Consider the following 22,562-nt stretch of genomic DNA (forward strand, 5'->3'; position numbering starts at 1 on the left):
GGTATCTATATACCGCACGCTGGTGGCGCCACTCCAATAGGTTGCTCTTCCGAAAACAACTCAGGAAGAGCACATGCAGGACAACAATCCATCCACTCCGTCTGTCAGCCCGCCCCAGGTCGATAGCGCTGCGTTGACGAACCGACTCACGGCATCGCAACAGCAGATGATCCGCTTGAACGATGCCATTCCACGGGCTTCGCAAATAGCGAAGCAGCATCTGGACTACTGGTTCAAACACACCTTTCCCACCTTGGCGGACGAGGTGAATGTCCATGAACTGGCCGTCTACACACGACGAGAAGAGGCTATCCCTCCAACCGAGCGCACCACTGAAGGGCCCGCCACACGCCGGGTGACGGACACGGTGGACCTCGACACGCTGGTCTGGCGGGCCATCGCCGGCAAGGTCGATACGTACGAATTTTTCCTCGAACCGGACGACATTGATGTCCTTGTGAAGCAGGGCGAAACCACGCAAATGCCGCCAGTGCTGAACAGCCGTAGCGCAAAGGAGGCACTCAGGCGAATGGTCAGCACCCTGACGGCTTCCTTCGGGCAGCTACTGGCGCAAGCGTTGGATGACTTCTGGTCCAAACCCGCCGCGTTCAGCCAGGGACGCCACGTGGGCGACTGGCTGGCGCTGCAATTCGGTACACAACTCAAGGCCCAGGCCGATCTTCATCTCCTGGACGGGACGCTGAGCCCGCAGATGCATAAGGCGGTGGCGGACCTGGGGCTGGCGGCTCCGGACGCGACATCTCGCGCCAGCCTCCCGGAGCGTCTGCGACCTGGCGTCTACGTGCTGGACATTACGCCCGAGGGATGGGGATTCAGCGTACCGCTGAGCTCCGCCATCGCATTGACCCAACACGACAGCAACGACCATCCGGGACACGCGGTGTTGTACAGCCCGGGCGACCCGCTGGAGATCCACGGGGACCTGGTAGCACTGAAAGCCGGCCTGAAAAAGGACGCTGGCGCCGCTGACAGGGTGGGCACCACCCCTGTGGCCGAGAACTTCCTCGCCCATCTGGTCGCGGACCTGCGGACGACCCAGAAGGCAGCCCTGAATGATGTTTTGCTGGGCGGCCCGGCCGAAGGCGAAAAACTCAGCGGATGGGTCACCAGGATGGACGCCGCGGCGAGCATCGGCGACAGGCTGGACCTGGCGGGTGTCATGGACGAGCGCGAACTGCGACTGAACCAGAAAAAACTGGATGACTGGCTGCATGGCAATCCGAACGTCACTGGCAGCGACCGCGTGGCGTGGTGGAGGGCGGTACAGGATCTGCAGAAAACCCTGGAAGACGTGTCGCCACCACCGGACCCGGTGACCCTGGCCACCCAGGACGCGCTTCAGGAACGGACTCGTGAACTGCTTGCCCGGTTCATCAAGGAAAAGCACGCCCCGGCCGACCCAGACCGAATCATCCTGAGTATCCGCAAGCAGGTCCTCGATCCACACGCTCCGACAGGTGAATCGCCATTTGGCTCAGGCGTAGCGCTGGACAAGGTCAAAGCCATAGTCGATGACTGCCGTTCCATGACGCAGTGGGCAATGTCCAATCTGACCCCGGACGAACGCAATGCCGCTCACGTGACCGTAGAAGGACCACTGAGCTTCGCGCAGATCGTACATATCATCGAGCGGGCGAACGTGGGCGCCCGGCTGCCGGCCGAACTGCAACTGGCAGCGCGCAGCCACCAGCCGCAATGGATGGCTTTGAAAGCCAAACAGATGCGCGCCCAGGCTTGGGCCGCCCATATCTCCGGCGACCTGAGGCATGACAAGGACAAGACCGGACTCAACCTGGTGCTGACCGCGCTGGACAGCCCGGAACCGCAAGGCCGCATGCAGGTCAACGGCCACGAGGTGGTGGTCCGGCAGATTCAATGGGGCCGCAACGTGCTGAAGGAAATCCTTGTATTCGGGGTCAAGACACTGGCGAGCCGCCCCTCGCTGACGCTGTACACCCCCGGGGCACCGGACGGCAAGACGTTCAGGGACGTCGATGCGAACAGTGATCGAGCGCTGGAAACAGCCTTGGTGCAGACGCTTACCGCCACGCTGGAGATGGCCCGCTGGCTGATATCGCAACTGCCACTGCTGGAACAGGCCGATCAATTGGCCAGCCTGGTCCCGGCATCGGAAAACCTGACGCTCAACGAGAAAATCAAGAAGATCACGCAACCGAGCTTCTCGTGGATAAAACACAGGGTCCAGGATGACTTTGCGTCGAATGTCTATTCGCCCGTGGTCAAGGAAAACCTGTTCAAGGCACTGCATGAGACCCAGATCACCCACGCGCTCCAGACCGCTGGCTCGCTGACCGTGAGCAATGCCGAACGCGACAGCGCCGCGGCACAGGACGGACGTCGCAAGGGTGTCGCGTTATTGACCGGCGCAATGGCCATGTTTTACGCCGGCCGCCTGGGCGGAGTGCTGGGCCGCGCGATCCTGCCGACCATGGCGGGTGGCGCCGTGGTATCGGCGGTCCAGGATGAAGGCGGCAGCTTCAGCCAGTGGGCGCAAGACTTTATCAGCGGGCTGGGCGAAGTATTGGTAGAGGCCGGACAGGATCTGATCATGGCCGGCGCGGCGCGCCGTCACAGCATGGGGCGCCCGATGCTGTCCTCGCTGCCTCGCATGCCGGACCCCGAGCTGGAACCCTTCGTTCTGAAAGGCTTCAACCGCAAGGGATGGGTGCCCGAAGGTCGTGACCGGTATCGGGACGCCAGCGGGCAAGGTTACTTGAAGCTGGGCAAGGACTATTGCAAGACAGCGATACAGGAGGGTGAGCAGATTATCTACGCGTCCAGCAATCGGTCGAACCAACGAAGGGTGGCCTGGAAAAACGGTCGTTGGCAACTCCAGGAACCGCTGCGACTGCTCGGTGGCGGAAACCTGCAGAATCCGTTCAGTCGGCCCCCGGAGACAGCGCAGCGCAAAATCTACAACGTCTTGGTCGAAGGGGTTCTGGTGGATCATCACTGGCCCTCCCGCAACGTGGTTTCCATAGCGAGGAAAGTCATCTACTCGATGCCCGACGAACTGGCCGAGCGTATCGTGCACGAGAGCATGAGTGAAATGGGCATAAGCGATATAAACGTCTATCGCTCGCGAATCGACGCCATAAACAAAGGACTGCGCAGCTTCACGCCCCACAAAACGTCACACGAAAATCTGATGTACAAATACAACGTGTGGCAGGCAGTCGATTACTGCACCAAGGATCTCGAATCCCAAGGCCTGCAACTCAACTCGACCCAGAAAATCCGCATCTTCGACATGACACTGCCGCTCAGGCGCGAGCTTTTCGACAGTGAAGGCAATTTCAAGATGATGATGTCATCCCTGCCCGACAACCTCACCGGTGCACTGTTCGTCACGATCATTCCCGAACAGGGCAAGAAGAAAGCCGCGATGACCAAGATACAGGCGGATATCCATGACGTGGTTGCCGCCGCCGAACAAAGAGTCTGGACCGAGCTGGGGATCGACTTCCCCGGGGAAGGACCTGAAGTCGACGCCGCAAAGATAAAGTACAAGGAAACGCCTGAAAACTTTGCGGTGTACAAAAGCAAGAAGCTGGAAATCTTCAGGGAAGAGATGAAAAAACTACACAAGCCCGGGCTTCTGACGGAAATTCGGAACAACAAGATTCCCTATCTCATCGTCAAAAAAGGTAAGTCACTGAGAAAAACATTACTGGTTACCCAAGAGGACATCACCAGGTTTACAAGAGAGCTCTCGAACTACGACACCTTCGATATCGAGGTGGTGACCCGGGTCCCTTCGAAAAAAGTGCCTGGCAAGACCCCGGCCACCAGCACGCCTGCAACCCCGCCGGAAACATCGCCGGTCAAGGACAAGTTCATCGTAAGCGCAAGCACTCTGGCGGAAACACAGATGTCCTATAACAGCTTCCCGGACGCGGCCAAGACCAAGATCACGGAGATCATGGACGACATTCGTGCCGGCAGGGCAACCACCAAGCGAATCAACAAATATTATTGGTATGACATGGCCCAGCTCTCCCCCGGAAGCGGCAGAGGTGCGTGGCGTGCGGCGTTCGAACGCAAGGGTGATACCTGGACGCTGCAGGGTTTTTATGACTATCACGTCAATAAACCTGCGACGGTCTGGGAGGGTTGAATAACAATAAGCGAGCAAACACAAGTCCCTGCAGGCTGGGGGCTTGTTGGCGAATGAGGATCTCCGACGATGATATTGACAGATCAGGAGGTTTCGGTATCGCTGGTCAACAACGCCACAAACCCCTTCGCCATCGGCGACCGCTGGTCCTTGCGCTGTACCAACCACACCGCCGAGACTGCCGCAGGATCGAGCAGCGGTAGATAGACCACGCCATCGATTCGCATCCGCTGGTAGGACGCTGGCAACACCGAGACGCCCAGCCCCGCCGCCACCAGACCGATGATGGTCATGGCTTCGCCAGCTTCCTGGGCGAAATGCGGACTGAAACCGGCGTCTCGTGCCAGGTTCAGAAGTTGTGCATACAGGCCGCTGCCGTAGCTGCGGGGAAAGAACACGAAGGGCTCCTGGGCCAACGCCGAGAGAAACAGCCCTTTTTCGTTGCCCTGGGCCAGTGGATGTTTGGCGCTGAGCACGGCCACCAACGGCTCGTGACTTAATTCAATGACGCCCAGGCTATCGGGCAGTGGCAACGGACGCATGATGCCGACCTCGATCGTTTCGTCCATCAGTGCGTCGGCCACTTGGGTACTGCTCATTTCCCGCAGGGTCAGATGCACAGCGGGATAACGTTGGCGGAAGGTGAAAATCGCCTGGGGAATGGTGGAATTGAACGGCGCAGAGGAGGTGAAGCCGATCTTCAGCTCCCCCAGCTCACCCAACTGAGCGCGGCGGGCGACGTCGGCCGCCTTATCGACCTGGGCCAACACACGACGCGCCTCTTCAAGGAACAACCGCCCAGCCTCGCTCAGCTCGACCCGACGATTGGTGCGCTCGAACAAGCGCGCACCGATCTCCTGTTCCAGCGCCTGGATCTGCTGGCTCAAGGGTGGTTGGGAGATACCCAGCGCCAGTGCGGCACGGCCGAAATGCAGTTCCTCGGCCACGGCAATGAAGTAACGCAGATGACGCAATTCCATAGGCATTCCAATAAGTCGCCAAACGTCTTAAACAGGTCGAACAATATATTGGATAGAAACATTAGCCGGCTATATGCTTTTTTCATTGCCTGCCTGGCCGTGCTCTCCCGAGGTTCATCGTGAAAACCGTTGTCGCTCCGCTGACCCATGAAATTCCCCCTCGCGTACAGGACGAAGCCGCTGCCGAACTGAAAGACATCTACATCGAAAAAGGCACCTCGATGTTCATGCACACGGTACTCGCGCTGTTTTGCGGGGGCTTCGCGACTTTCGCCCTGTTGTATTGCGTGCAGCCGATGATGCCGTTGTTGTCGGCGGAGTTTTCCATCAATGCCGCCCAGAGCAGCCTGATCCTGTCGGTGGCGACCGGCCTGCTCGCCATCGGCCTGTTGATCACCGGTCCGATTTCCGATCGCATCGGCCGCAAACCGGTGATGGTCGCCGCACTGTTCGCTGCGGCGCTGTGCACGATTGCCAGCGCGATGATGCCGACCTGGCACGGCGTGCTGGTATTGCGCGCCCTCGTGGGGTTGTCATTGAGCGGGCTGGCAGCGGTCGCGATGACCTACCTGAGCGAAGAAATCCACCCCAGGCACATCGGCCTGGCGATGGGACTGTATATCGCCGGCAATGCCATCGGCGGCATGTGCGGGAGGCTGATCGCTGGTGTGTTGATCGATTTCGTCAGCTGGCATACCGCAATGCTGGTGATCGGCGGCCTCGCACTGATTGCCGCGGCGGTGTTCTGGCGGATCCTGCCCGAGTCGCGCAACTTCCGCCCACGCTCGCTGCATCCACGCAGCCTGTTGGACGGTTTCACCCTGCACTTTCGCGATGCCGGTTTGCCGTTGTTGTTCCTCGAAGCCTTTGTCTTGATGGGCGCCTTCGTGACGCTGTTCAACTACATCGGCTACCGACTGCTGGCCGCGCCTTATCATCTGGAACAGGCGTTCGTCGGGTTGCTGTCGGTGGTGTACTTGTCGGGAATCTACAGTTCGGCGAAAGTCGGTGCGCTGGCTGACAAGGTCGGCCGGCGCAAGATGCTCTGGGTGACGATCGCACTGATGCTGGCTGGCCTCGCCTTGACCATGGTGACGCCGCTGTCGGTGGTGATCGTGGGTATGCTGGTGTTCACCTTCGGCTTCTTCGGTGCACATTCGGTCGCCAGCAGCTGGATCGGTCGCCGCGCCCTTAAAGCCAAGGGCCAGGCTTCGTCACTTTATCTGTTCAGCTATTACGCTGGGTCGAGCGTCGCGGGTACTGCAGGCGGCGTGGCCTGGCACCTTGGCGGTTGGAACGGCATCGGCCTGTTCATTGCCACGCTGCTGATGGTGGCGTTGCTGGTAGCGGTGAAACTGGCGAAGCTGCCACCCTTGGAAAATATAAGCGCCTGAAACAAAAGATCGCGGCCTGCGTCCGCTTCTACAGATTCACTCTGAGTAGAAGCGGACGCAGGCCGCGATCTTTTTCCAGGCGTTGTAATCAGTCGTGATACTGCGCCGACAATTCATGGACCGCCCGCAGGAAAGCACCGGCGTGTTCCGGGTCGACTTCCGGCGTAATGCCGTGACCCAGGTTGAACACATGGCCGCTGCCCTTGCCGTAGCTGGCCAGGATTCGACCAACCTCGGCACGAATGGCTTCAGGCTTGGCGTAGAGGACGGTTGGGTCCATGTTGCCTTGCAGGGCCACCTTGTCGCCAACGCGCGCACGGGCATTGCCGATGTCACAGGTCCAGTCCAGGCCCAGGGCGTCGGCGCCGGCGTCAGCGATACTCTCCAGCCACAGGCCGCCATTCTTGGTGAACAGGATCACCGGTACCCGGCGCCCTTCATGTTCGCGAATCAGGCCGCTGACGATCTTGCGCATATAAGCCAGGGAAAACTCCTGGTAGGCCGCCGCCGACAGGTTGCCGCCCCAGGTATCGAAGATCTGCACCGCTTGCGCGCCGGCCAGAATCTGGCCGTTGAGGTAGGACGTGACCGACTGCGCCAGCTTGTCCAGCAACAGGTGCATGGCTTGCGGGTTGTCGTAGAGCATGGCCTTGGTCTTGCGGAAGTCCTTGGACGAACCGCCCTCGACCATGTAGGTCGCCAGGGTCCAGGGGCTGCCGGAGAAGCCGATCAATGGCACGCGACCGTTGAGTTCACGGCGGATGGTGCTGACCGCGTCCATGACGTAGCCCAGGTCCTTTTGCGGATCGGGGATCGGCAAGGCTTCAATGTCAGCCAGGGTGCTGACAACTTTCTTGAAACGCGGGCCTTCACCGGTCTCGAAGTACAGGCCCTGGCCCATGGCGTCGGGGATGGTGAGAATGTCCGAGAACAGGATCGCCGCGTCCAGCTGCGGGTAGCGATCGAGCGGTTGCAGCGTGACCTCGCAAGCGAACTGCGGGTTCATGCACAGGCTCATGAAGTCGCCGGCCTTGGCGCGGCTGGCGCGGTACTCGGGCAGGTAGCGACCGGCCTGGCGCATCATCCACACCGGGGTGACGTCAACGGGTTGCTTGAGCAGGGCGCGAAGGAAACGGTCGTTCTTCAGGGCAGTCATGTCGGCATCCGGAAAAAAAGTGCGGGCATTTTCTCAGAGCGCGACGCAAAAGGCACGGCGAGAGCCGTGCCTTTTATCTATCGGGGCAATTTGTCGCGGTGGGACCCAATCTGCGCAACACCACAAAACACTTGTGGGAGCGGGTTTGCTCGCGAAAGCGGTGTGTCAGGCGACATATTTATCAACCGATCTACTGCTTTCGCGAGCAAGCCCGCTCCCACATTTGTATTGCATTTCAGCCCGGGAGCGAATCAGACGCCCAGGTAATCCAGAATCCCTTCCGCCGCATTACGGCCTTCGAAAATCGCCGTCACCACCAGGTCCGAACCACGCACCATATCGCCACCGGCAAAGATCTTCGGATTGCTGGTCTGGTGTTTGTACTGGCCCTGCTCAGGTGCCACGACGCGGCCCTGGCTGTCGGTCTGGATGCTGAACTGCTCGAACCACGGCGCCGGGCTCGGGCGGAAGCCGAAGGCGATCACCACGGCGTCGGCCGGGATGATTTCTTCGGAGCCTGGGATCGGCTCGGGACTACGACGGCCACGGGCGTCCGGTTCGCCGAGACGGGTCTCGACCACCTTCACACCTTCGACCTTGTCTTCACCGACGATAGCGATCGGCTGGCGGTTGTAGAGGAACTTCACGCCTTCTTCCTTGGCGTTCTTTACCTCTTTGCGCGAGCCGGGCATGTTGGCTTCGTCACGACGGTAGGCGCAGGTCACCGACTTGGCGCCCTGGCGGATCGAGGTGCGGTTGCAGTCCATCGCCGTGTCGCCACCGCCCAGGACCACGACCTTCTTGCCCTTCATGTCGACGAAATCTTCCGGCGACTTTTCAAAGCCCAGGTTGCGGTTGACGTTGGCGATCAGGAAGTCCAGCGCGTCATACACGCCCGGCAGGTCCTCACCGGCAAAACCGCCCTTCATGTAGGTGTAGGTGCCCATGCCCATGAACACCGCATCGTATTCCTCGAGCAGTTGTTCCATGGTCACGTCCTTGCCCACCTCAGTGTTCAGGCGGAACTCGATGCCCATGCCGGTGAAGACTTCGCGACGATTGCTCAGCACGGTCTTTTCCAGCTTGAACTCAGGGATGCCGAAGGTCAGCAGGCCACCGATCTCCGGGTTCTTGTCGAACACCACCGGGGTCACGCCGCCGCGCACCAGCACGTCGGCACAGCCCAGGCCCGCCGGGCCGGCACCGATGATGGCGACCCGCTTGCCGGTCGGCTTGACCTTCGACATGTCCGGGCGCCAGCCCATGGCGAACGCGGTGTCGGTGATGTACTTCTCCACCGAACCGATGGTCACTGCGCCGAAACCGTCGTTCAAGGTGCACGCACCTTCGCACAGACGGTCCTGCGGGCACACCCGGCCGCAGACTTCCGGCAGGGTGTTGGTCTGGTGAGACAGCTCGGCGGCCTGGAGGATGTTGCCCTCGGCCACCAGCTTCAACCAGTTGGGAATGAAGTTGTGCACCGGGCACTTCCATTCGCAGTAGGGGTTACCGCAACCCAGGCAACGGTGGGCCTGGTCGGCCGACTGTTGGGGTTTGAAAGGCTCGTAGATTTCCACGAACTCTTTCTTGCGTTGACGCAACAGTTTCTTCTTCGGATCCTTGCGCCCGACATCGATGAACTGGAAGTCGTTATTCAGACGTTCAGCCATTATTAAAACCTCATCAAACTCTTCAGGCGCATATCACTGCGGGTTGGCACGGGTGCTGGAAAGCAACGACTTGAGGTTGGCAGCCTTGGGCTTGACCAGCCAGAAGCGACGCACATAGTCGTCGAGGTTTTCGGCGAGTTCACGCCCCCACTCACTCTGGGTTTCCTCGACATACTCGTCCAGTACGCGTTGCAAGTGGCTGCGGTAGGCTTCCATGGCCTCGCCGCTGATCCGCTGGATTTCCACCAGTTCGTGGTTGACCCGGTCAACGAATGTGTTGTCCTGGTCGAGCACATAGGCGAAACCGCCGGTCATGCCAGAGCCGAAGTTGTAACCGGTCTTGCCCAGTACACAGACAAAACCACCGGTCATGTATTCGCAGCAGTGATCGCCAGTACCTTCCACCACCGTGTGGGCCCCGGAGTTGCGCACGGCGAAACGTTCGCCCGCAGTGCCGGCGGCGAACAGCTTGCCGCCGGTGGCGCCGTACAGGCAGGTGTTGCCGATGATGGCACTGTCCTGAGTCTTATAGGCGCTGCCTTTGGGCGGAACGATGACCAGCTTGCCGCCGGTCATGCCCTTGCCAACATAGTCGTTGGCGTCGCCTTCCAGGTACAGGTTCAGGCCGCCGGCGTTCCAGACGCCGAAGCTCTGGCCCGCAGTGCCCTTGAAGCGGAACGTGATCGGCGCCTGGGCCATGCCCTGGTTGCCATGCTTGCGAGCGATTTCGCCGGAGATCCGCGCGCCGATGGAACGGTCGCAGTTGCAGATGTCCAGTTCGAACTCGGCACCGCTCAGGTCGTTGATCGCCGAAGCAGCCATCGCGACCATCTTCTCGGCCAGCTCGCCCTTGTCGAACGGCGGGTTGCGGTCCACCTGGCAGAACTGTGGTTTGTCCGCCGGAATATGCTCGCTGCCCAGCAACGGGGTCAGGTCCAGATGATGCTGCTTGGCGGTCTGGCCCTCGATCACTTCCAGCAGATCGGTACGGCCGATGAGTTCTTCGAGCGAGCGCACGCCCAGCTTCGCCAGCCACTCACGGGTTTCTTCGGCCACGTAGGTAAAGAAGTTCACCACCATGTCGACGGTGCCGATGTAGTGGTCCTTGCGCAGCTTCTCGTTCTGGGTCGCCACGCCGGTGGCGCAGTTGTTCAGGTGGCAGATGCGCAGGTATTTGCAACCCAGGGCAATCATCGGCGCGGTGCCGAAGCCGAAGCTCTCGGCGCCGAGGATGGCGGCCTTGATCACGTCCAGGCCGGTTTTCAAGCCACCGTCGGTCTGCACCCGGACCTTGCCACGCAGGTCGTTGCCGCGCAGGGTCTGGTGGGTTTCCGCCAGGCCCAGCTCCCACGGCGCACCGGCATACTTGATCGAAGTCAGCGGCGAAGCACCGGTGCCGCCGTCGTAGCCGGAGATGGTGATCAGGTCGGCATAGGCCTTGGCGACACCGGCGGCAATGGTGCCGACACCGGCCTCCGCTACCAGTTTCACCGAGACCAGGGCCTTCGGGTTCACCTGCTTGAGGTCGAAGATCAGTTGCGACAGGTCTTCGATCGAATAGATGTCGTGATGCGGCGGCGGCGAGATCAGCGTCACGCCAGGCACGGCATAACGCAGCTTGGCGATCAAGCCGTTGACCTTACCGCCCGGCAACTGACCACCCTCGCCGGGCTTGGCCCCTTGTGCAACCTTGATCTGCAGCACCTCGGCGTTGACCAGGTACTCGGGTGTCACACCGAAGCGGCCGGTGGCGACCTGCTTGATTTTCGAACTCTTGATGGTGCCGTAGCGCGCCGGGTCCTCACCGCCTTCGCCGGAGTTGGAACGCGCACCGAGGCGGTTCATGGCTTCGGCCAGGGCTTCGTGGGCTTCAGGCGACAACGCACCCAGGGAGATACCGGCGGAATCGAAGCGCTTGAGCACCGATTCAAGCGGCTCCACTTCGCTGATGTCCAGTGGCGTGTCCAGGGTCTTGACCTTGAGCAGGTCGCGGATCATCGACACCGGACGGTTGTCCACCAGCGACGTGTATTCCTTGAACTTGGCGTAGTCACCCTGCTGCACGGCGGCCTGCAGGGTGTTGACCACGTCCGGGTTGTAGGCGTGGTATTCGCCACCATGGACGAACTTCAGCAGGCCGCCCTGCTGGATCGGCTTGCGTGGGCTCCAGGCTTCTGCGGCCAGGGCCTTCTGCTCGGCTTCGATGTCGACGAAACGCGCGCCTTTGATGCGGCTCGGCACGCCACGGAAACTCAGCTCGCACACCTCCTCGGACAGGCCGATGGCCTCGAACAACTGCGCACCGCGATACGACGCGATGGTCGAGATACCCATCTTGGACAGGATCTTGAGCAGCCCCTTGGTGATGCCCCTGCGGTAGTTCTTGAACACCTCATAGAGGTCACCCAGCACTTCACCGGTACGGATCAGGTCACCCAGTACTTCATAGGCCAGGAACGGATACACCGCCGAAGCACCAAAGCCGATCAACACCGCGAAATGATGCGGATCGCGAGCGGTGGCAGTTTCCACCAGGATGTTGGAATCGCAGCGCAGGCCTTTTTCGGTCAGGCGATGGTGCACCGCGCCGGTGGCCAGCGAAGCGTGGATCGGCAGCTTGCCCGGCATGATGTGGCGGTCGCTGAGCACGATCTGGGTGCGACCGGCGCGCACGGCTTCCTCAGCCTGATCGGCGACATTGCGGATGGCCGCTTCCAGGCCGACGCTTTCGTCGTAGTTCAGGTCGATGACCTGGCGCGCAAAGCCTGGGCGGTCAAGGTTGGTCAACGAACGCCACTTGGCTGGGGAAATGACCGGCGAGCTCAGGATCACCCGCGAGGCATGCTCCGGCGATTCCTGGAAGATGTTGCGCTCGGCGCCCAGGCAGATTTCCAGCGACATGACGATCGCTTCGCGCAGCGGGTCGATCGGTGGGTTGGTCACCTGGGCGAACTGCTGGCGGAAGTAGTCGTACGGCGTGCGCACGCGCTGCGACAGCACCGCCATCGGCGTGTCGTCACCCATGGAGCCGACCGCTTCGTAGCCCTGCTCGCCCAACGGACGCAGCACCTGGTCGCGCTCTTCGAACGTGACCTGGTACATCTTCATGTACTGCTTGAGCTGATCGACATCGTAGAACGCCGAGCCATGGTCGTTATCTTCCATGGTCGCCTGGATGCGCAGGGCATTCTTGCGCAGCCATTGCTTGTAGGGATGACGGGACTTGAGGCGGTTGTCGATAGCGTCAGTGTCGAGGATCTGACCGGTTTCGGTGTCCACGGCAAAGATCTGGCCCGGGCCTACACGGCCCTTGGCGATGACGTCTTCGGGCTGGTAGTTCCAGACACCGATTTCCGAAGCCAGGGTGATGAAACCGTTGCTGGTGGTGACCCAGCGCGCCGGGCGCAGACCGTTACGGTCCAGCAGGCACACGGCGTAGCGACCGTCGGTCATCACGATACCGGCCGGGCCGTCCCACGGCTCCATGTGCATGGAGTTGTACTCGTAGAAAGCCCGCAGGTCCGGGTCCATGGTCTCGACGTTCTGCCAGGCCGGCGGCACCAGCATGCGCACGCCACGGAACAGGTCGATGCCGCCGGTCACCATCAGTTCGAGCATGTTATCCATGCTCGAAGAGTCCGAACCTACGCGATTGACCAGTGGGCCAAGTTCGTCCAGGTCCGGCATCAGGTCATTGGCGAACTTGGTGCGACGGGCCTGGGCCCAGTTGCGGTTGCCGGTGATGGTGTTGATCTCGCCGTTGTGGGCGAGGAAGCGGAACGGCTGGGCCAGCGGCCATTTCGGCAAGGTGTTGGTGGAGAAGCGCTGGTGGAACACGCAGATCGCGGTCTTCAGGCGCTCGTCGCTCAGGTCCGGATAGAAGGCGGTAAGGTCCGCCGGCATCATCAGGCCTTTATAGATGATGGTCTTGTTGGAGAAGCTGCAGATGTAGTGGTCGGTGTCGGCGGCGTTGGCCACGGACGAACGACGACGGGAGCTGAACAGCTTGATCGCCATTTCCTGGTCGCTCAGGCCTTCGCCGGCGATGAACACCTGCTCGATCTGCGGCAGGCGCGCCAGGGCCAGGCTACCCAGGACGCTGGTGTCGATCGGCACCTTGCGCCAACCCACCAATTGCAGACCGGCGGCCAGGATCTCACGATTCATGTTTTCGCGAGCCGCCTGGGCCTTCACCGGATCCTGGTTGAAAAACACCATGCCCACGGCGTACTGCTTGGGCAGGGTCACACCGAACGTTTCCTGGGCAACGGCACGCAGGAACTCGTCAGGCTTTTGAATCAGCAAGCCACAACCGTCGCCGGTCTTGCCGTCAGCGTTGATCCCACCGCGGTGGGTCATGCAGGTCAGGGCCTCAATGGCGGTTTGCAAAAGGGTATGGCTGGGTTCGCCCTGCATGTGGGCTATCAGGCCAAAACCGCAGTTATCCTTGAACTCATCGGGTTGGTACAGACCTGCTTTCATAGACACTTTCTCACCAGGCTGCCTCTTATCGAGACAAATTTCTTTTCAATTCAACCAGTTGCATATCGCGCCGAACGTACGCCGGCTTTGCGGGGGCAAAAGGGTGGTCATTGTACATGCCGACACAGACGCCCACAAATTTGACGACGAACTGTCGCAAATCCATGTCGCATTTGTGAAAGGTTTAAAGCTATACGCTGTGCTAGTCAAAACTTTTTTGGGTTCGACCGCTGCGACTCAAACGCTACTATGACGCAGACACCACAAGGCGCGCGGCCTGGAAAGGTCGCCCGCCCTTGCGGAAATGTTGAGGTTGCCGGGAGAGGCGGCCTGGGTAAGGCCGCCGAATCTTCAGCGAGTTGCTGCCAGTTCCTGTTGGACGCTGGCGACAGTGCGAGGCCAAGGTTTACCAGCCTGAACCTTCGCTGGCAAGGCCTTGATGGCGGAAACGGCTGCATCGCGGCTGGCGAAGCTGCCGTAGGTGATGACATACAGCGGCTTGCCGTTGAGCACTTTCTTGAAATAACGGTACTCGCCGCCCTGCTCCTTGACGAAGTTTTGCGCAGCAGATTCGGAGCTGGTGCCGAGAATCTGCACCACATAGTTGCCCGGTGCCTGGCCTGCGTACCAGTTCCCCCCTGTGGCCTTGCCCGCGGTAGTGGCAGGCTTGGCGGCCGGCGTCGGTGCGGGCTTGGCAGCGGGTGTGGGGGCCGGCGCTGGCTTGGCGGTAGCCACCTGGGTGGGAGCAGGCGCCGGCTTGGCGGCTGGTGCGGGAGCAGGCGTTGGCGTTGGCGTTGGCGTTGGCGCCGGACCCGCCGGCACACCTACGGGCGGCGCGGTGGTGGTCACGGTGGGCGGCGTGGGCGGCGTGTCGCTGCTGTCGTCGATCGGTGGCGCAGTACCGTCGTCGCCCTCGGTGATTCCGCCGGCCGCTTCGGCCAGGGGGCCGCGCATCACCGGTTGCGACTGGCCGACCAACGGCAGCGGCATCGGCTGGGTACTTCCGGCAAATTCCACCGCCGGGGCACCACCGTTGGGTTGTGGCGCACCCTGGCCCAGGGGCAGCTGCGCCTGTTCGTTGGCCGGTGCGCCCGTGGACGGCGCCTTGTTGCGCCCCGGCATCAGCCAGGCAGCCGCGATGGCGACCACGACCACCGCGGAAATCGCCAATACGTGTTTCTTCGGCATGTTGAACCCCATACTTGGACGCTTCACCGCTGAGCGGCTGGCAATCATGATTTCGATCAAAGCATCGCGGGCGACCTGATTGATGTTGCCAGGCCAGCCGTCGGAGCTTTCGTGAATCTCAGAGATCTGATCGGCGGTGAAAAGTTCGATACCCCGGCCTGCCCCCTCCAGGCGCTGAGCCAGGTATTCGCGGGTTTCTTCTTCGGTGTAGGGCGCCAGTTCGATGATGTGGAAGCGCTCTTCCTCGAGCTGCAACTGCTCCAGGCCGGCGATCAGCGACGGCTCGCCAAAGAGAAACACATGGGGACGACCTTCCGGCGCGCCGGCCGCCAACTCGAGCAAGGCCCCGAGGGCGGACTCGTCGAGCTGCTCGGCATCGTCCACCAGCAGATAGACTTCCTGCCCGGTCAGCGCCAACTGCACGATCTGCTCGAGAATCGCGCCGATTTCGGCCTGGGCGACATTCAACGCCTGAGCCACCTGACGCAACACGCCAGCGGCGTCGCCAGCTCCTCGGGCCGAGACCACCACACTCTGTACCGATTGCTTGTTGGTACTGGCCACCAGGGCCTGGCGCAGCAACGTCTTGCCACTGCCCTGGGGACCGGTGACCACGAGCAACAACTGGCTGTAGCGCGCCAGATGATGCAATTGCCCCAGCACTGGCTTGCGCTGGGCCGGGAAGAACTTGAAGCCCGGGACCCGTGGAGCGAAAGGGTCGTGACTCAACTGGAAATGGCCGAGGAAAGCCTCGTCGGCATGCAAACTAGTCATCGGAATCTTATTAACCTTTAAGCTGAGCCAGGGCACGGTAATCCGCTCCCAGCGTGGCCTGTAGAACCTCTTTCGGATAATCGTCGGTCACTACCGCTTCGCCCATGCGGCGCAGCAGCACCAGGCGCAGACGACCGTCGATCACTTTTTTGTCGACAGACATATGTTCGAGAAAATCGGCTTCGGTCATTTCCTCGGGCGGAACCACCGGCAGCCCGGCTCGCAGGAACAGGCGAATGCCGCGATCACGTTCCTGCTGGCTGATCCAGCCCAGGCGCGCGGACATTTCCAGGGCCATGACCGTGCCGGCTGCGACCGCCTCGCCGTGCAGCCAGACACCATAGCCCATATGGGTCTCGATGGCGTGGCCGAAAGTGTGGCCCAGGTTGAGCGTGGCGCGCACACCCGACTCCCGCTCATCGGTGCCTACCACGGCGGCCTTGGCGGCGCAGGAGCGTTCGATGGCGTACGTCAGGGCCGTTTGGTCCAGCGCACGCAGGCGGTCTACGTTCTCTTCGAGCCACCCCAGGAATGGCTCGTCACAGATCAGGCCATATTTGATGACTTCCGCCAGTCCTGCAGACAGTTCGCGAGCAGGCAAAGTCTTCAGGGTCGCGGTATCGATCAGCACCACGTTGGGCTGATAGAAAGCGCCGATCATGTTCTTGCCCAGCGGATGGTTGATCCCTGTCTTGCCACCCACCGAGGAGTCGACCTGCGACAACAACGTGGTGGGAATCTGGATGAAATCGACCCCACGCTGGTAGCAGGCGGCGGCGAAACCGGCCATATCGCCGATCACGCCGCCCCCCAGGGCCACGACCGTGGTGCGACGGTCATGTCGTGCCGTCAGCAGGCCGTCGAAGATCAGTTGCAGGGTTTCCCAGTTCTTGAAGGCTTCTCCGTCGGGCAGTACGACGGAAATGACCGAAAAAGCCGACAGACTGCGCGCCAGACGCTCCAGATACAACGGGGCGACGGTTTCATTGGAGATGATCGCCACCTGCCGCCCGGCGATATGCGGCGCCAGCAGCTGCGGCTGGTCCAGCAAGCCTTCGCCAATGTGAATCGGGTAGCTGCGCTCGCCCAGGTCGACCTTAAGTGTCTGCATGTTTCCCCACGCTGAAGATGGAATCAGGCGTCCTGCCTGCAATTAACGAAAGTCCACAGTGCTCGCCATGACGCATTCAATGGCCTTCGACGCGCCCCTGGCAGCCAAGACGAGACGCCGAGGATAGCGCATTTCCCGTGGAGCATTAACGGGGGGGCAACTGCTGCAGGCGTTCGAGAATGTCCAGCACCACCATACGCGGTGGCCGCTCATCGGTTTCCACCACCACATCGGCGATCTCGCGATACAGCGGATCGCGCAGTTCCAGCAAGTCCCGCAGGGTCTTGGCCGGATCGGCGGTGCGTAACAGAGGACGATTGCGATCCCGGGCGGTACGACCGACCTGCTGTTCGACGGAAGCATGCAGGTAGACCACTCGTCCGCCCGCGTGAAGCGCCCGACGATTGGCCTCGCGCATCACCGCGCCCCCACCGGTGGCCAGCACCACGCCATCGAATGCGCACAGCTCGGCGATCATCGCCTGCTCACGATCACGAAAGCCCGGTTCGCCTTCCTTGTCGAAGATCCATGGGATATTGGCGCCCGTGCGCAATTCAATTTCCTTGTCGGAATCTTTGAAAGGCAGGCGCAGCTCTTTGGCCAGCAAACGGCCGATGGTGCTTTTTCCAGCGCCCATCGGCCCAACAAGAATCAAATTTCGCACAGAATCAACGACTCACAGCAATCGCCTGGTTGTTCATGATACGCGGAGTGAGGAATACCAGCAGCTCGGATTTTTTCTCCGAAACCACATCACGCCGGAAAAGGCGGCCAAGATACGGCACATCGCCAAGAAATGGCACCTTATCTACAACCTTGCTCTGAGTATTTGAGAAAACGCCGCCAATCACAATGGTTTCGCCATCATTGACCAGCACCTTGGCGTTGACCTCGTTTTTCTTGATGGGTGGCACTTCCTGCACCTTGTTCAGGTAGTCGGGCTCATCCTTGGTGACCTTGACCTCCATGATGATGCGATTGTCCGGGGTGATCTGTGGTGTCACCTCCAGCGACAACGAGGCCTCCTTGAACGACACCGAGGTAGCGCCGCTGGAACTGGCTTCCTGATAGGGAATTTCCGTGCCCTTGAGGATTTTCGCCGTCTCCTTGTCGGATGTCACCACCTTGGGCTGGGAGACGATTTCCCCGTTTCCGGTTTTCTCCATGGCGGTCAGTTCCAGGTCCAGCAGGACATTGTCGGTGATGAACGCGATGCCGATTCCCGATGTGTTGCCCGACGCCCCCATGTCCACGAACGGCTGGTTGGTGCTGGTGCTGCCCGGTGTGCCGATGGTGGTGGAGTCCCCGGTGCTGACCCCGGAAGCGTTCCAGTTGCCCTTGTTCTGTATCGAACCACCCCAGCGCACCCCCAGGCTCTTGTCGTAATCGACGTTGGCCTCGACGATACGTGCCTCGATCATCACCTGGCGCACCGGGATATCCAGCTGGGCGACGATTCGTCGCAGTTCATCGAGCCGGTCCTGGGTCTGGTAGGCAATGATGTTATTGGTTCGCTCGTCGACCGTGATGGTACCGCGCTCATCGGCCTTGGCCTCGGCGCTGGTCACCGACTGGAACAATTTGGCGATGTCCGCTGCCTTGGCATAGTTGACCTGCAGCAGCTCGCGCCGCAACGGTGCAAGATCGGCGATCTGCTTTTGAGACTCCAGCTCCTGGCGCTCGCGGGCCGCGATTTCGTCGGCAGGGGCCACCAGCAACACATTGCCGACCTTGCGCTTGTCCAGCCCCTTGGTCTTGAGCACCAGGTCCAGGGCCTGGTCCCACGGCACATTCTGCAGGCGCAGGGTGATGCCGCCCTGCACCGTGTCGCTGGCCACCAGGTTCAGGTTGGTGAAATCGGCGATCAGCTGCAGGACCGAACGCACCTCGATGTCCTGGAAATTGAGGGACAGCTTCTCTCCGCTATAGGCAGCACGATCGCTGTTGCGTTTCTGCAGGTCTTCCACGGTCATCGGCCGGACGCTGACGGTCAGCCGGTTGTCGGTCTGGTAGGTCGAGTAATCATAGGTGCCACCGGGCTCGATGCTGATGGTGGCCTGGTCCGATCCGGCACTGGCATTGACGAACTGCACCGGAGTGGCGAAATCCTTGACATCCAGGCGCACCCTCAGCGGTTCGGGCAGTTGGGTCCTGGCGAATGAGAGGATGATCTTGCCTTCACGCTCCTGGATGTCAGGGGCAATGGATGGATCCGACAGGTCGATCACGACATTGCCTTCGCCCTGGGTCCCTCGCTGGAAGTCCACGCCACGAATGGCCCGGCCCACCGGCGCGTTGCGCCTGGCAGGCGCAGCGCTGGTCATGGCCGTCCCTTGGGGCTGAGCAGCCGTTCTGGGGACGGTGGTCCTGGGAGCAGCACCCTTTCCGACCACCACGAACAGGTTGTTGCCCTCGACCCGGGCGTTATAGGGCGCCAGTTGCGTAAGACCGATGATCAGCCGGGTGCGATCCCCCGCCTCGACCACAGTAGCGCTACGGGCATTGCCGCCGCCCAGGTCATGGGTCTTGCGAGCCAGTTGATTGGTAACCCCGGGCAAGTCCAGGGCAATGCGGGCCGGTTGCTCGGTGGTGTAGCCGCGAGGCGTCGGCGGCGGCCCGTCGAAGCTGAGCTTCAACTCGACGCGGTCCCCCGGCAACGCCGCGACGTCCAGCGTCTTGAGGCTGGCCGCGAGAACCATCGGCGACATCAGCGCTATCCCTAGCGAAATACCGAAGGCTGTCAAAATCCTGTTCATTGTTGGGATTCCACTAATGAGTGCTCTTTCAAAGGAATGGTCCGTGGTCGCTCCAGCCAGCCCCCCTCACCGTCAGGGACGATCTCGACCACATCGACCTGAGTGGCACTGATGGCGACGATCCTCCCGTCGTTGCGTCCCAGATAGTCACCGACCTTGAGCCGATGCACCCCCCCGGCGCCACGCAGCAGCGCGAAGGAGCCGCCGGCATTGGCGATCGTACCGACCATTTCAAACTGCTCGATATTGAAGCCTTCCAGGTATTGCTTGACCCGGTTGGGATCGGGTCGGACATTGCGCGAGCCCTGTTGCCTGCCGGCCTGGTCCACCGGGACCTGCCGGGAAAACGGGCTGCGCAGGTTGGCGGCGCTGTAGGTGAAGGTTTCGTAGGGCTTGAATATGGGCATCGGCTCGATCTTGCCGGGCGGGCGCAGGCGCACCTCGTTCATGTAGGCGTCCAGGTCGTCGAAGCCATCGCCGCCGTTGCAGCCCGCCAGGACGACCAGCCCCGCTAACAGGCCTAAGCAGCGAAGCGACATCATGGCTGCGCCTCCTGCTCGTTGTAGCGGTAGGTCTTGGCCTGGATGCTCATGCGCAGTTTCGCTCCCCCGCCGGGCTCCATGGGGGCGATGTCGAAATCGTGCAGCGTGACGATACGGGGCAATCCGGCAACGCCGCTGACGAAGGTCGCCAGGTCATGGTAGCCCCCGGTCACGGTAATCTGGATCGGCAGCTCGATGTAGAACGGCTGGGTGGCCTCGGGCAGCAATTTGATCTCTTCGAATTCCAGGCCGCTGCCCAGGCCGGTACGGGTGATGTCCTCCAACAGGCCGGGCACCTCGGTGTCGCTGGGCAACTGCCGCAACAGTACGCCAAACGACGCCTCCATCTGCTTCATCTGTTCAGTGTAGCGCTCGAGGTTCGCGGCCATATGGGCCTTGCCCGCGAACTGCGCCTTGAGGGTGCCTTCCTCCCCGCGCACCTGCTGCAGCTGATCTTCCAGGTCGCTCAGCGCAATTTTATAGCCCAGGCCCAGAACCAGGATCACCAGCAGGACACCGGCCAGCCATTTGACCGGCATTGGCCATGAACCGATGTTATTGGTGTCCAGGTCGCTGATATCGATCTTGCGCAGCGCGTCGAACCACTCCGCCGGTCTCATTGGGCCTCCTCCATGTCGACCGGACGGGTCTGGCGAACCGTCAACTGGAACACATTGGCCTGGTCGAGCTGGCCGGCCGTGGTTGCCTTTACCTCCGTCAGGCTCGGGGCATCGAAGAGGTCAGATGCGTCCAGGTTGCGCATCAGGTCAGAGACCCGGTTGTTCGACTGCGCGGCGCCCTTGATGGAGAGCGTATGGTCTTCCATCTTCACCTCGGTGAAATACACCCCATCGGGCAACGTACGCACCAGCTGGTCGAAGATACGCCCACTGACCGGCCGATTACCCTGCAAGTCCTGAATGATGCGCATGCGCTCCAGCAGTTGCTGGCGACGGGCTTTCAATTCACTGATCTGCTTGATGCGCTCGTCCAGCTCCGCGATCTGCTCCGAGATGTGGCTGTTACGGGCCAATTGGTAGTCGATGGCGCTGTCAAGGTACTGGACAGCGATCAATATCACGCCCACCGCGCCGACAAACGCCCCCGCCAACGCCAGTAAAAAGCGCTTGCGGCGTTCTTCGCGCAGCTCTTCGCGCCAGGGAAGCAGGTTGATCCGCGCCATCAGTCGAAGCTCCTGAGGGCCAGTCCGCAGGCAATCATCAGCGCGGGTGCATCGCTGGCCAGGGCTCCGGCGTTGACCCGACTGCCAAGGGCCATGTTGGTGAACGGGTTGGCTACCTGGGTAGGCGTGCCCAGGCGCTGCTCGATCAGCCGATCCAGCCCCGTGATCGACGCCGTGCCGCCTGCCAGCAGAATGTGGTCAACCGCGCTGTACTGGCCCGACGCAAAGAAAAACTGCAGCGAGCGCGATACCTGCTGCACCAAGGCTTCGCGAAAGGGCTGCAGTACCTCACCGGAATAATCGTCGGGCAGCCCCCCTTGTTTCTTTGCCAGCCCCGCCTGCTCGAATGTCAGGCCGTAGCGGCGCTGGATCTCCTCGGTCAGTTGCCGACCGCCGAACAATTGCTCGCGGGTGTAGATGATTCGACCGTTGTGCAGCACGCTCAGGGTGGTCATGGTGGCGCCAATGTCGATCACCGCCACCGTCAATCGCTCCTGGGAAGCGGCCAACTGCGTAGCCAGCAGGCCGAAGGCACGCTCCAGTGCATAGGCCTCGACGTCAACCACCCGTGCCGCCAACCCGGCCAGCGCCAGCGCAGCCTCGCGCACCTCGACGTTTTCCTTGCGACAGGCGGCCAGCAGCACCTCGACCCGCTCGGCGTTACGCGGCGACACGCCCAGGACCTCGAAATCGATGGCCACTTCATCCAGCGGATAAGGAATGTACTGGTCGGCCTCGATCTTGAGCTGGTTCTCCATGTCATCGTCGGACAGCCCGGCGTCCATCTCGATGGTCTTGGTAATGACGGCCGATCCCGCCACGGCCACCGCCACGCTGCGCAAGGGTGTCCTGGCCTTGGCCACCACCCGGGACAGCGCCTGCCCCACCCCTTCGAGCTCGGCGATGTTTTTCTCGACCACGGCATTGGCCGGCAGCGGCTCGACCGCGTAGGACTCGACACGGTATCGGTCGCCCTGGCGGCTCAACTCGAGCAGCTTCACCGACGTGGAGCTGATATCTATCCCCAGCAACGCATGGGCTTTTTTATTGAAGAGTCGTAGCACTACCAATTCCCTATGACTATCCGTGAGTTACGGACTCTCTAATACGCATTGCGTTCAATCACGCCGGCCCGACGGACGTCCGGATGGCGTTCCCGACGAAAAA

General features: G+C 61.3%; 14 protein-coding genes. 2 read left to right on the plus strand and 12 right to left on the minus strand.

Features of this window, described 5'->3' with window-relative positions:
* Positions 1-73 precede the first annotated feature (73 nt).
* Entirely contained in the window at positions 74-4,159 is a 4,086-nt protein-coding gene (locus AD666_RS03765; RefSeq protein WP_053147711.1) for a dermonecrotic toxin domain-containing protein, read from the plus strand.
* Positions 4,160-4,242: 83 nt separating this feature from the next.
* Here the strand turns inward: AD666_RS03765 and AD666_RS03770 are convergent, their stop codons facing one another.
* The gene (locus AD666_RS03770) at positions 4,243-5,139 is read right to left on the minus strand and encodes a LysR family transcriptional regulator (protein WP_053147713.1); all 897 of its coding nucleotides are present in this window, start codon (positions 5,137-5,139) and stop codon (positions 4,243-4,245) included.
* Between the two features lie 119 nt (positions 5,140-5,258).
* Here AD666_RS03770 and AD666_RS03775 point away from each other — a divergent pair, with 119 nt between their 5' ends.
* Positions 5,259-6,533 carry an MFS transporter gene (locus AD666_RS03775; RefSeq protein ID WP_053147717.1) on the plus strand — a complete coding sequence of 425 codons (1,275 nt, stop codon included), beginning with the start codon at positions 5,259-5,261 and terminating at the stop codon, positions 6,531-6,533.
* An 88-nt stretch (positions 6,534-6,621) separates the two neighbouring features.
* Here the strand turns inward: AD666_RS03775 and hemE are convergent, their stop codons facing one another.
* The 11 genes from hemE to AD666_RS03830 all read right to left on the minus strand — a co-directional run bounded on the left by hemE (position 6,622) and on the right by AD666_RS03830 (position 22,459).
* Positions 6,622-7,689, minus strand: coding sequence for a uroporphyrinogen decarboxylase (gene hemE, locus AD666_RS03780; RefSeq protein ID WP_053147719.1), 1,068 nt, complete (start codon positions 7,687-7,689; stop codon positions 6,622-6,624).
* A gap of 251 nt (positions 7,690-7,940) precedes the next feature.
* Entirely contained in the window at positions 7,941-9,359 is a 1,419-nt protein-coding gene (locus AD666_RS03785) for an FAD-dependent oxidoreductase (RefSeq protein WP_039592434.1), read from the minus strand.
* Between the two features lie 33 nt (positions 9,360-9,392).
* On the minus strand, positions 9,393-13,841 hold the full coding sequence (gltB, locus tag AD666_RS03790; protein ID WP_053147721.1) for a glutamate synthase large subunit: 4,449 nt from the start codon (positions 13,839-13,841) through the stop codon (positions 9,393-9,395).
* A 351-nt stretch (positions 13,842-14,192) separates the two neighbouring features.
* Positions 14,193-15,803: an AAA family ATPase gene (locus AD666_RS03795; protein WP_053147723.1), complete on the minus strand. Its 1,611-nt coding sequence runs from the start codon at positions 15,801-15,803 to the stop codon at positions 14,193-14,195.
* Positions 15,804-15,813: 10 nt separating this feature from the next.
* Positions 15,814-16,914, minus strand: coding sequence for a 3-dehydroquinate synthase (aroB, locus tag AD666_RS03800; RefSeq protein ID WP_053147724.1), 1,101 nt, complete (start codon positions 16,912-16,914; stop codon positions 15,814-15,816).
* Positions 16,915-17,059: 145 nt separating this feature from the next.
* Positions 17,060-17,578 (minus strand): shikimate kinase AroK, encoded by a 519-nt coding sequence (gene aroK, locus AD666_RS03805; protein ID WP_053147728.1) that lies wholly within the window; start codon positions 17,576-17,578, stop codon positions 17,060-17,062.
* 4 nt (positions 17,579-17,582) lie between these two features.
* Entirely contained in the window at positions 17,583-19,670 is a 2,088-nt protein-coding gene (pilQ, locus tag AD666_RS03810) for a type IV pilus secretin PilQ (RefSeq protein WP_053147730.1), read from the minus strand.
* Positions 19,667-20,212: a pilus assembly protein PilP gene (locus AD666_RS03815; protein WP_053147732.1), complete on the minus strand. Its 546-nt coding sequence runs from the start codon at positions 20,210-20,212 to the stop codon at positions 19,667-19,669. Before AD666_RS03815 ends, pilQ begins: the two co-directional genes overlap by 4 nt.
* On the minus strand, positions 20,209-20,832 hold the full coding sequence (gene pilO, locus AD666_RS03820; RefSeq protein ID WP_053147734.1) for a type 4a pilus biogenesis protein PilO: 624 nt from the start codon (positions 20,830-20,832) through the stop codon (positions 20,209-20,211). Before pilO ends, AD666_RS03815 begins: the two co-directional genes overlap by 4 nt.
* Positions 20,829-21,395, minus strand: a complete 567-nt coding sequence (locus tag AD666_RS03825; RefSeq protein ID WP_053147736.1) for a PilN domain-containing protein — start codon at positions 21,393-21,395, stop codon at positions 20,829-20,831. Before AD666_RS03825 ends, pilO begins: the two co-directional genes overlap by 4 nt.
* Complete coding sequence (locus tag AD666_RS03830) at positions 21,395-22,459, minus strand: pilus assembly protein PilM (RefSeq protein ID WP_053147738.1); 1,065 nt, start codon at positions 22,457-22,459, stop codon at positions 21,395-21,397. The genes AD666_RS03825 and AD666_RS03830 overlap by 1 nt, the downstream gene beginning before the upstream one ends.
* Positions 22,460-22,562 lie beyond the last annotated feature (103 nt).

It is taken from the genome of Pseudomonas sp. Pf153 (assembly GCF_001269775.1).
In the GTDB taxonomy this organism is placed as follows: Bacteria; Pseudomonadota; Gammaproteobacteria; order Pseudomonadales; family Pseudomonadaceae; genus Aquipseudomonas; species Aquipseudomonas uvaldensis.